Annotated in this window: 10 protein-coding genes; 3 read left to right on the top strand and 7 right to left on the bottom strand. The window is 65.5% G+C overall.

What is annotated here, in order from left to right:
* On the bottom strand, positions 1-1,616 hold a 1,616-nt coding region (locus P2Q66_RS19565), incomplete at its 3' end, for a serine hydrolase (protein WP_275730833.1).
* Positions 1,617-1,820: 204 nt separating this feature from the next.
* Between P2Q66_RS19565 and P2Q66_RS19560 the strand changes: the two genes are divergently transcribed.
* Positions 1,821-2,144: a hypothetical protein gene (locus tag P2Q66_RS19560; protein WP_275730831.1), complete on the top strand. Its 324-nt coding sequence runs from the start codon at positions 1,821-1,823 to the stop codon at positions 2,142-2,144.
* Positions 2,145-2,383: 239 nt separating this feature from the next.
* Positions 2,384-4,576, top strand: coding sequence for a discoidin domain-containing protein (locus P2Q66_RS19555; RefSeq protein ID WP_275730829.1), 2,193 nt, complete (start codon positions 2,384-2,386; stop codon positions 4,574-4,576).
* A 65-nt stretch (positions 4,577-4,641) separates the two neighbouring features.
* Here the strand turns inward: P2Q66_RS19555 and P2Q66_RS19550 are convergent, their stop codons facing one another.
* From P2Q66_RS19550 to P2Q66_RS19540, 3 genes are read right to left on the bottom strand one after another with little or no spacing between them, the layout of a single operon-like run.
* Positions 4,642-5,019, bottom strand: coding sequence for a hypothetical protein (locus P2Q66_RS19550; RefSeq protein ID WP_275730826.1), 378 nt, complete (start codon positions 5,017-5,019; stop codon positions 4,642-4,644).
* Positions 4,931-5,524 carry an SDR family NAD(P)-dependent oxidoreductase gene (locus P2Q66_RS19545; RefSeq protein ID WP_275730825.1) on the bottom strand — a complete coding sequence of 198 codons (594 nt, stop codon included), beginning with the start codon at positions 5,522-5,524 and terminating at the stop codon, positions 4,931-4,933. Before P2Q66_RS19545 ends, P2Q66_RS19550 begins: the two co-directional genes overlap by 89 nt.
* The gene (locus tag P2Q66_RS19540) at positions 5,517-6,515 is read right to left on the bottom strand and encodes a helix-turn-helix transcriptional regulator (protein ID WP_345795651.1); all 999 of its coding nucleotides are present in this window, start codon (positions 6,513-6,515) and stop codon (positions 5,517-5,519) included. The genes P2Q66_RS19545 and P2Q66_RS19540 overlap by 8 nt, the downstream gene beginning before the upstream one ends.
* Before the next feature lie 145 nt (positions 6,516-6,660).
* Between P2Q66_RS19540 and P2Q66_RS19535 the strand changes: the two genes are divergently transcribed.
* On the top strand, positions 6,661-7,449 hold the full coding sequence (locus P2Q66_RS19535; protein WP_275730820.1) for an IclR family transcriptional regulator: 789 nt from the start codon (positions 6,661-6,663) through the stop codon (positions 7,447-7,449).
* Positions 7,450-7,472: 23 nt separating this feature from the next.
* Here the strand turns inward: P2Q66_RS19535 and P2Q66_RS19530 are convergent, their stop codons facing one another.
* From P2Q66_RS19530 to P2Q66_RS19520, 3 genes are read right to left on the bottom strand one after another with little or no spacing between them, the layout of a single operon-like run.
* Complete coding sequence (locus P2Q66_RS19530) at positions 7,473-8,444, bottom strand: glycerate kinase (RefSeq protein WP_275730817.1); 972 nt, start codon at positions 8,442-8,444, stop codon at positions 7,473-7,475.
* Entirely contained in the window at positions 8,441-9,430 is a 990-nt protein-coding gene (locus tag P2Q66_RS19525; protein ID WP_275730815.1) for a D-glycerate dehydrogenase, read from the bottom strand. Before P2Q66_RS19525 ends, P2Q66_RS19530 begins: the two co-directional genes overlap by 4 nt.
* A 2-nt stretch (positions 9,431-9,432) precedes the next feature.
* Positions 9,433-10,419 (bottom strand): hydroxymethylglutaryl-CoA lyase, encoded by a 987-nt coding sequence (locus P2Q66_RS19520; RefSeq protein ID WP_275730813.1) that lies wholly within the window; start codon positions 10,417-10,419, stop codon positions 9,433-9,435.
* Positions 10,420-10,445 lie beyond the last annotated feature (26 nt).

Here is a 10,445-nt window from a genome sequence, read left to right as displayed (position 1 = left end):
GTCCGGTCGTAGAAGTCCAGCGTGACGCTCGGCGAGGGGCCGCCGCCTGCCCCTGCGAACAGTGCTCCGGCCAGGCCGTTGGCGTTCTCACCGATGGTTTCGAAGCTGAACGTGTCGCCGTCGAAGTGCGTGAGCGGAAAGGTGGTGGGACTGCCGGCGGGCCCCATTCTCATGGCCAGTTTTCCGCCCTCTTCAAGGACCACAAGCGGGCCGTAGTAGGGGTTGTCATAGGTGCCCGTGTAGGCACTGTCCGGCCCGGCAGGCGAGGGGCTGGGCGGAAGCTTGGTGTAGTCCACCTCAGGTTTGTCTGACTCATCGATCCGCCTGAATGCATCGGCGGTGAAGGTGAGCCAGTCGACGGTGGGTGATCCGTGCTGTGCCGCATCCAGGAAGCCGGCGCAGATTGCTTCCGGAATCCCCTGCGGGCGCCCGTTGGTCAGTGCCACGATGGCCAGTTGTTCTCCGGGAAGCATCGCGACGGCGGTGGCTGCGCCCAGGTTGAAAGCTCCGGAGTGCCCCAGCTGGACGCGGCCCTGGTCATCGTAGGAGACGTTCCAGCCCAGTCCGTAGAAACGGGACCGGGCTGCCGGAGCCTGCGCCGGCCCGGAGACCGAGTGGGGAACGCGGGTTGTCTGGAGGGCGGCCGGATCGATGACGGGCTGGCCCTCGTAGCTGCCGTTTCCGAGCTGCAGCCGGAGCCACTGGGCCAGGTCCCGCACCGACGAACTCGCTCCCCCGGCCGGAGCCTCGGAATCGGCGATCCGGCGGTATTTTGCCGCCCACTCCTTGTTCCCGAGCGGAACATGGATGGTGGCCCTGTTGGAGGCGCGCTCATAGTCCGCGTAACGGTAGCCGCTGGCGGACATGCCCAGCTTCCGGAACAGGACCTCGTCGGCCAGGTCCTCCCAGGTCATCTTCATCGCATCCGCTGCCGCCTGGCCGGCTTCCGTGAAGCCGAAATTGCTGTAGTTGTAGCTTGCCCGGAACGTGTCCAGGGGCTCTTGGTTGAGGTGGCTGAGGATGTAGGCCCGGTCGAATCCGAGGTCCTCCAGCAGGTCACCCGAGCCCGTTTTGAGCCCGCTGTGGTGCGACATCAGGTCAGCGAAGGTTGCGTTCCGGGTGACGTATTCATCGTTGAGGGCGAAGCTTTTGTTGTGTTCGATGACGGGGTCTGTCCAGGCGATGACCTCCTGTCCAACTATTCCTGCCACCACGGTGGACGCCAGGGGCTTGGACACGGAAGCCACCTGGAACACGGTGTCGGGAGTGATCTCCCCGGGCTTGCCGACTTCCCGGACCCCGAAGCCTTTGGAGTACAGGACCTCGTCCCGGTACACCACGGCCACGGCCATGCCCGGGAGCCCGGTACTTCCCATGGCGTCCTGGATCAATCCCTCGAGCTTGGCCAGGGCATTATCGACTTTCGCCCGGTCCAGTAGCGGCTCGACCTGTTGAGGCGGGGCCGGGAGCAGTGCTGCCGGCGCCGATGACGCTGCAAGCTGCGCCGATGCGCCCGTACAGGCGGACAGAAGGGGCAAGCCGGCAACACCGGCCGCCCCCATTCCGGCCGCTTTCAGCAGCGTACGTCGGTTCGGGGAGACGGAGCCGTTATCCATGGTGAATCCTTGATCCTAGGGCGGTGAGCGCTTCCAGTAGGCGGCCCCAGCCTTCCCGACAGCCTCTATAGTGAACCCCGCACCGCACGCAGGCAATGGATTCTGCGGAAGTTGGGTAGGCCTGGCCGATGGGGATGCTGTGGCCGCTGACCAGCAGGCATAAGCTGATAGGTACAGCTCCCTTCCAGACCCCGGGAGGTCATTGTGGACGCTGAAACCGCCACTGTGGTGGGTCATGATGTCACCACCATCACCTGCGTCTGCGGCAACACGGTCAGCCAGGATGGCTTGATCCAGGCCAACTCGCAGGGCGTGCCCGTTCATGCAGGAGGAGATCTGCCGGTCCCTCCGGAGTTGGCGGCATGGCCCGCGGATGAGGACCTCTACACCCTGTGCCCCAAATGCGGCCGTGTGTACCGCGACGCAGTCATCGAAGAGACAGGCACTGCGCCCGTTGCCTTCCGCGTGGACGTCGCCGCCGGACCGATCGCCGAGGCCATCCGGGTGCACTGGAACCTCAGCGCCTGAAACGCCGAGGGCTAGGACTCCCGCCGTCGTACGTCCTCTTGGTGCAACGAACCTGGGCAAGTAGTGGGCCTGCGCGTTGTAGGTAATTAATACTCGTGCGCCCGGCCGCGGTCTCCTTGTAGCGTCGAACTACGTTTTGTGGCGCCCTGGCTTGAGACCCGGGGGCTTAGGGGACCGCTGGTTCCCACCCCCCTGATCGCGAGGAGGGAATGTGAATTGTCAGGTTCCTGGAGGGACGCATGACTTTTAAGCAACGGCACAGGGAACCCTGGCGCGTCGAGAAGATGGTGCTGCTGGTGGTCACGGCCCTCCTCACGGTGGAAATGCTCGATGGCTTCGCCGTCGTTCCTCCCACGCTGCCGGCCGTGGATGCAACCGTCACCATCGATCTGGATACAACGCTCAACGAGTTCCCTGGCACCCGGGTCCTTGGCGCCGGCGTGGACGGCCTGGAAGAAGGAGAAATCGACAAGGTCTGGACCCCCGCCAACGTCCAGGCGATGAAAACGGCCGGATTCGGACCCATCAGCTACCGGCTCCGCACAGAACTCGGCGTCAAGGCCTGGCACTGGAATCCGCGCGGGACATGGAGCGATCCCGCTGCGGAGCAGGGGTACTGGGTCTCCTCGGATGAACCGAAGGAAGATTACCGGGCGTCCCAGGGGTACCGCCTTCCCCGCCGCGGAAACACCATCGACCAGGGAAAGAACGACGGCTACTCCCGGCTCTCCGACGGAGACCTCTCCACGTTCTGGAAGAGCAACCCGTACCTGGACTCGCACTTCACCGGGGAACCGGACGATCTGAACCCGCAGTGGATCATGGCCGTCTTCCCCCACGCTTTTCCGATCGACACCGTGATGTTCGACTGGGGTACGCCGTTCGCCACGGGTTTCAAGGTGCAGTACTGGTCCGGCAAGGACGCCCACTTTCCGGTTGACGACGGGAAGTGGGTCGACTTTCCGCTAGGCACGCACACAGGAACCGGTGGTTCCCAGACCGTACGGATCGCGCCCCAACCCATGGATGTGCAGTATCTGCGCATCGTACTGACCCAGGATTCGGACACCGCTCCCGAGGGTTCCACCGATGTCCGCGACAAGCTCGGATTCGCCGTGCGCGAGCTCTCCATCGGGCAGGAGACGGCCGACGGGTTTGTCGATTACATCGCCCATACGCCCTCCCAGGAGCAGACGGAGATGTGGACGTCCTCCACCGACCCGTGGCACAGTGCAGGCGACATCGACAAACACTACGAGCACGCCAGCTTCGAGCGGCTCTTCGACAGCGGCATCACCAACGGCCAGCCGATGATGGTTCCGGTTCCCGCACTGTACGGCGTGCCGGAGGACGCCGCAGCCCTGCTGCGCTACCTGAAGAAGCGCGGCTACCCGGTGGAACGCGTCGAGATCGGTGAGGAACCGGACGGCCAGCTCGCCCAGCCCGAACATTACGCGGCGCTGTACCTGCAGATGGCCCGGGCGATGAAAGAGGTTGATCCCGCCGTCGAGTTCGGAGGCCCGGGCTACCAGACCACCTTGCCGGAGTGGGTGCACTGGCCCGACGCGAAGGGCGTGAGGTCCTGGACGGGCCGCTTCGTGTCCTATTTGCGGGAACGCAACAAGATGGAGGACTTCGATTTCTTCTCCTTCGAGTGGTATCCGTTCGACGATGTATGCGCTGATCCCACCGCACCACTGGCCGAACACCCCAAGCTCCTCAAGGACCTCCTTGTCCGCCAGGAGCAGGCCGGCCTTCCGGCTGACATTCCCAAGGTGATCACCGAGTACGGGTATTCCTCCTTTGCCGGCCAGGTGGAACTGGAATTGCCCGGAGCCATGATCAATGCCGAAACAGCCGCCCTTTTCCTGGCCCTGGGCGGGGAGACCAGTTACTACTACGGGCTGGAACCGAACTGGGTTTTCCAGGAAAAGGAAGGCAAGAACTGCAACTCGTGGGGAAACCTGATGATGCTGCAGTTCTACGATGAGTGGAAAATCCGGCCCCTGGCCGCGTTCCAAGCTGCCCGGCTTGTAAACGAGCACTGGGTGCATGGAAGCGACGGCAACCACACCGTCCATACCGCCACCAGCGACATCAACAACCAGAAGGGTGAGCCGCTGGTCACCGCCTACGCGCTGCGCCGGCCCGACGGCAGCCTGGGTGTGCTCCTGTTCAACAAGGACCCACAAAAATCGATCAAAGTCCGGCTGATGCACAAAACCGGAGGTGAGCACGACGTGGTTGAGGGGGAGATCGCCCTCGAGCAGTACGGGTCCGCACAGTACAAGTGGAACCCGAGCCAGGGTGAAGGGAACGGCGGACAACCCAAACCCAACCAGCCGCCTGATTCAAGTGTCATCAAGGCCGATGAGGCAGCCACCTTCACCCTGCCGCCGCACAGCATTTCCGTGGCAGTGACGGAGCCCTAACCCGCCTCATGGACAAGGGGACGTACGACGGCGGGACGCTTCCCGTCGTCGTACGTTCCCCTTTGTCAGGCGTCGGCGAAGGCGAGGCTGCTGGACAGGTCGCGGTGGGCGTTCGCCTGTTCCCCCAGCGTCCTCGCCCGCGCCTCGAAGGTCTCCACCGCGTCGGCGCCGGCGGCGAAGCGCAGCGGCGGCTCGTCCAGTTCGGCCAGCTGGATCAGGGCATCGGCGAGCTTGGCCGGGTCTCCCCACTGCTGGCCGTCCATGCTCGTCCAGGCTTTGACTGTCTGCTCGGTGCGCTCGGCGTAGTCCTCGATGGTGGAGTCGGCGTAGCTGGTGGATTCCGGGGTCAGCAGCTCAGTGCGGAAGAACCCGGGCTCCACGATCATGGACCGGATGCCGAACGGGGCTACTTCCGGCGCCAGCGACTCGGCCCAGCCCTCCACACCGAACTTTGAGGCGGCGTACGCGGTGAGGAACTCGCCGCCCGCGAATGCCGGCGGTCGAGGAGATGGTGACCAGAAGGCCGGATCGCTGGGCCCGCAGGACCGGCAGGGCGGCGCGGGTGACGTTGATGGGGCCGAACATGGTGGTTTCGATCTGGGTCCGGAAGTCCGGCGGGGTGATTTCCTCGAAGAACCCGGCGTAGAAGTTGCCGGCGTTGTTCACCAGGACGTCGATCCGGCCGAACCGGTCCACTGCTGCCTGGACGGCGGCGGTCGCGTCCGCGGGGTCGGTGACGTCGAGCTTCACGGTCAGGAGGTTCTCATGGTCGCCGACCGCCTGGGCGACTTTGTCGGGGTTGCGGCCGGTGGCCACCACTGCATGCCCGGCGGCCAGGGCAGCTTTGGCGATGTCGGTGCCGAGTCCGCGGCCGGCGCCGGTGATGAACCAGACCTTCTTGCCGGTCCGGTTGGCGTTCTGTTCTGTGGATAGGGTCAGTTCACTCATGTGGTTCTGTCTTTCCTGTAATGCGTGATTCCGCCTGCACGTGGTGGCGGGCGGGGACGGTGGCGCCGCCGGCAGGATCGCCGGCGGAGGCTGTTTCGGTGGCTGCAGCGGACGGCGCTGACGCCCAGCTGGCGAGGAAGGCCAGCGCGCTTGCGGAGGCGGAGCCCGGCTCCGCGGTGAAGGCGAACAGGGTCTGGCCTTCGTCGCCGGGGAGGTGCAGCGTCTCGAACTGCAGGGACAGGTCCCCGGCCACGGCATGGTGGAAGCGCTTGGTTCCGGTGGTGTGGATCCGCACGTCGTGCCCGGCCCAGAGCGCGGCGAACAGGCCGCTGCGCGTGGTCAGCTCCCCTACCAGCTCGTTCAGCGCCCGGTCGTGGGGATTCCGGCCCGATTCCGAGCGCAGCATCGCAACCGTGGTGGCCGCCACCGCATTCCAGTCGGGATACAGGTCGCCGGCGCCCCGGTCGAGGAAGAGGTAGCGTGCCTGGTTCGGCAGCCTGCCCGGCACGTCCGGCCCGTACGACACCTCAGAGTTGAACACGTCCGCATACAGCGCCTTGCCCAGGAGATTCGCGGCGAGCACGTCCGAGCGGCCGTTCTGCAGTATCGCTGCCGCGCCGGTCATCCCGTCCAGCAGGCGCAGAACCCCAGGGCGGACCCGCTGCTGGGAAGGACGCCGGGGCGTTCGACGGCGTGACGGCGCGTTCGCCGTCCTTGCCAGGTCCATCAGATGTGCCCGTTCGGCCTCGTCCAGCTGAAGGGCGGATGCCACGGCTTCGAGGACCGAGTCGGAGACGCCGCGGAGGCTGCCCCGTTCCAGCCGCGTGTAGTAATCGGTGCTCACCCCGGCCAGCTGCGCCACCTCCTCACGCCGCAGGCCCGGCACGCGGCGCAGCTCCCCGTAGCTGGGGATGCCGGCCTGCTCCGGGCTGACCTTCGCGCGGCGCGAGATCAGGAACTCGCGGATGTCGTCTTTTCCGTCCACACCCATCACGCTACGCAGCTTGGCCGGCTCGTGGCAGTGTCCACCAGACACCCCCAGATGTGGAGGGGAAAAGCAACCAGGAGATGGCACGCGGACGATGCCGGAAGGGGGCAAGTGGCTTCAGTCGCGGGCAGCGTCTAGCGTGAGTTCCATGGCGTCCGATGCTTCAGCTAACTCCAGCGGCAACCCGCTCCTTGTCCTGGGCAAGATCACCTCGATCCTCGATGCTTTCTCGCTCGCGAGGCCGGTTCTGTCCTTGAGCGATATCCGCGAGCACACGGGACTGCCCACGTCCACCGTCCAGCGGCTGGTCACCAACCTGACGTCCCAGGGATTCCTTGACCGGGAGGAAGATGCCTACCGCATCGGTATGCGGATGGCGTATTGGGCCGCGCCGGCAACCCGCGGAATGGAAGTTGTGGACATATTGAGCCCGCTGCTCAAGACCTTGCGCGATACCACGGGCGAAACGACGTGTTTCTTCAAATCCGAACAGCACTACCGGGTCTGCGTGGCAATGGCGGAAACCCGGCATGCCCTTCGCCGCGAGATGCACCTGGGCAAGGTGGCGGCGCTTCACGCTGGCTCTGCGGGGCGCGTTTTGCTGGCGTGGGATCCGGAGCTGATGGACGCAGTCCTCCGCGATCCCCTGACACAGATCACCGAATCCACCATCACCACCTCGGAGGAGCTGGCTGTTGCCGTCAAGCAGACCCGGCGGGATGGGTTCGCGATTACGGTGGGCGAGCGTGAAGACGGGGCTTCCGGTCTTTCGGCCCCGGTCTTTGACTCCGCGGCGGGTTTGGTTGGCGCTGTGACGATCAGCGGACCAACACTTCGGATGCCGCTTGAGACCTGCGAAGCCTGGGTGGAGCCCTTGCTCAGCACAGCGGAGCACATGACACGGCTGATCGGCGGCCGTTTTCCTGGCGAGTCGTAAGACCCGCCAGGAAACCAGGGGAGCTAGCGCGCCGCGACAGCCTTTCCCGCCGTGCGCATCGCAGCCGCATCTGTGGCGATGTGGATTTCGGCGAAGTTCTGGGCGTAGTCTCCCAGGTCCTCGGCTACGGAGCCGACAACGGCGATCAGGGGAATCTGACGGCCGGATTTCCGCACGCGCTCCAGGATCGCGGAGATGATTTTTCCTTCGCCGGTCTGCGAATCCAGCCGCCCCTCCCCTACCACTACCGCCGCAACCGTCTCCAGATATTTATCAAAGCCGGCAGCGTCCAGGACGGCATCCGCGCCGGACACGAGTTCCGCGCCAAAGTAGGCCCATAACCCGCCGGACAGGCCGCCTGCCGCACCGGTCCGTGGTACGCCCGCCGGATTGCGCGGATAGGACGCCGCCAGCTGCTCCAGCCGTTCTTCCAGCAGTATTACCGTGGCTGGGTCTGCGCCCTTTTGTGGTCCGAAGACGCGGGCGGCGTCCAGGAAGCCTGTGGTGACATCGGACAGGACGGTGATGCGGGCCCCCTGAAGACCGCCCCTTTCGGAAATGGCCTGTACGGCTCCGGCCCCGCCGTCGGTGGTGGCAGAACCGCCTGCTGCCACCAGGATGTGGGCGGCGCCGCGGCTGACAGCGGCCGCAATAAGCAGCCCGGTCCCGTATGTGCTGGCCGACATGGCGTCAGCCGGGGTGTTCCGGGCGGCCGTAAGGCCACTCGCCTGCGCTACCTCGACGACGGCGGTCCCCTCGGCAGCCAGCCCCAGGACGGCCCGGAGCGGCTCACCCCAGGAATCAACGACGTCGACAGTCACCGGCGAGGCTCCCAGGCTGCGGCAAAGGGCTTCGAAGGTTCCCTCGCCGCCGTCGGCGACAGGCAGTTCGACGGCCTCCAGTCCTCCATCCTCGATGCCTGCGGCAATGGCAGCGGCGACCTCAGCGGCGGAATAGGTCCCCTTGAAACTGTCCGGGGCAACAAGAATCGTCATGCCGGGACGAGCTGGTTGACCGGGTGGAGCGGCAGGCGGCCCTCGGCAATGGCGATGGCGTTGAGTGCGCTGAGCCTTGCCATCTCGCTTCGGACCTGCACGGTGGCACTGCCGACGTGCGGCAGCAGCACCGTGTTGGGCAGCTCGGCCAGCCCGGCTGTGAGTTTCGGCTCGTCCTCGAACACGTCCAGCCCGGCACCGGCAATGGTCCCGGCGCGAAGCGCCTCCACGAGGGCAGCCTCATCCACCACCGGCCCGCGGGCGGTGTTGATGAGGATGGAGTCCGGCTTCATCGCCACCAGCACCTGAGCGTCCACCAGATGCCGGGTCTGGTCATTCAGCGGAACGTGGAGGGACAGGAAATCGCTCTGCTCTACGAGTTCAGCCCAGGGAACCTGCCGCACTTTCCCGGCGAACTCCCCCAGTTCCTCATCGCTGACAGGACGGTCGCCCGGCGGCCGCGGTGAGAAGATGACGTCCATTCCAAACCCAAATGCGCGGCGGGCGGTGGCACGGGCGATCCGGCCGAACCCGGCAAGGCCGAGTACGGCGCCGGAGACATCCCTGCCGAGCAGGAGCTCCGGTTCCCAGCCGAGGAAGTTGCCATCGCGGACCAGCCGGTCAGCTTCTATCACGCGCCGGGCGGTGCCGAGGATGAGGAGCATGGCGATGTCCGCCGTCGCGTCGGTCAGGACACCCGGAGTGTTGCCCACCAGGATCCCCTGACGAGTGGCGGCGTCGACGTCGATGTTGTTGTAGCCGACGGCGTAGTTGGAGATGCCTTTGACCTGGGCGTCAGCGAGGAGCGGCGCGTCGATGACGTCGCGCAGCTGGGTTAGGACGACGTCGAAATCCCCCGAAGCAAGTAGTTTCGCCAGTGTTCGGTAGTCAGGCGGTTCGGGCAGGACTGTGACCTGACCGGCGTCGGACAGCAGTTGCAGCCCAGGTTCCGGAATGGCAGTGGTGACCAGGAAATGGTTGCCCATCGTCAATTCCGTCCAGTGGTGCAGTCAGGGGTTGCGGCGTCTGCGGGGAGGACCCATTCGAAAGCTTCGGCCCGGGACCGGGCACCCTGCGCAGCTTTCGAACGGTTCGGTTCACCCAGTTCGGCGAGCAGCTTCTCGGACAGGACCACGAGGTCCGCGAAGCCTTCCGTGGTGAGCCATTCGGGACGGGTGGCGAAGAGGATGTCTTCGCTGGAGGTGTTGCCGCTGGCTCCGGGGGCGAAGGGGCAGCCGCCCAGTCCGCCGAGTGCGCCGTCCACCATCACGGCACCGGCCTGGATGGCGGCGAGAGTATTGGCTACTCCCAGGCCCCAGGTGTCGTGGCCGTGGTAGACGATCCGCCGGGCGGGAGACTCGTTCTGCACCCGTGCGATCAATCCGGAGACCTGGGCAGGGATGGCTTGGCCCAGGGTGTCGCAGAGGACGATGTCTGTGGTGCCCTCGGCCCTCGGATCATTTGCGATGGAAAGGATGCGTTCCTCCGGAACGTACCCCTCGAACGGGCAGGTGAACGACGTTGCGATACAGAGCTGGATCTGCCCGTCAACCGCTTTGGTGTACTCGATGGCTTGGGGCAGGGCGGCGAGGCTTTCCTCCGTGGTGCGGCCAATGTTCGCCTTGTTGTGCGAATCCGACGCGGACAGGCAGTACTGAAAATTCCGGGCTCCGGCAGCTGAAGCTTTGGCCACATGGCCGGGGGTTGCTACCCAGATCCAGCACTTTTCCAGTTCCTCAGGGGTCAGGGCTTGAACGACCTCGAGCGTGTTCGCCATAGTGGGAACGAGGTCAGCGCGGGCCATGGAGCCCAGCTCGATGGCCGGCACACCGAGCCGCAGCAGCTCCCGGACCGTTTCGACTTTCCGTTCGGTGGAGAGAAGCTTGCCGGTGAGCTGGAGCCCGTCGCGCAGTGTCACGTCCCGCAGGATGGTGTTTCCCAGAGTTGCGGCGAGGTCGCTGTGGGTATGGTTCATGGCTGGAGTGCCTCCTCGCGGCCGGA

It is taken from the genome of Arthrobacter sp. Cr_A7 (genome assembly GCF_029222765.1).
GTDB lineage: Bacteria > Actinomycetota > Actinomycetes > Actinomycetales > Micrococcaceae > Arthrobacter.
The sequence above is the reverse complement of the archived record's forward strand: the minus strand, read 5'-3'. Positions and strand labels throughout refer to the sequence as shown.

Bases quoted from the DNA above. Each gene is read 5' to 3' on its own strand.
- P2Q66_RS19555 (WP_275730829.1), top strand. From the start codon at position 2,384: ATGACTTTTAAGCAACGGCACAGGGAACCCTGGCGCGTCGAGAAGATG.
- P2Q66_RS19545 (WP_275730825.1), bottom strand. From the start codon at position 5,524: ATGAGTGAACTGACCCTATCCACAGAACAGAACGCCAACCGGACCGGC.
- P2Q66_RS19540 (WP_345795651.1), bottom strand. From the start codon at position 6,515: ATGGGTGTGGACGGAAAAGACGACATCCGCGAGTTCCTGATCTCGCGC.
- P2Q66_RS19535 (WP_275730820.1), top strand. From the start codon at position 6,661: ATGGCGTCCGATGCTTCAGCTAACTCCAGCGGCAACCCGCTCCTTGTC.
- P2Q66_RS19530 (WP_275730817.1), bottom strand. From the start codon at position 8,444: ATGACGATTCTTGTTGCCCCGGACAGTTTCAAGGGGACCTATTCCGCC.
- P2Q66_RS19525 (WP_275730815.1), bottom strand. From the start codon at position 9,430: ATGGGCAACCATTTCCTGGTCACCACTGCCATTCCGGAACCTGGGCTG.
- P2Q66_RS19520 (WP_275730813.1), bottom strand. From the start codon at position 10,419: ATGAACCATACCCACAGCGACCTCGCCGCAACTCTGGGAAACACCATC.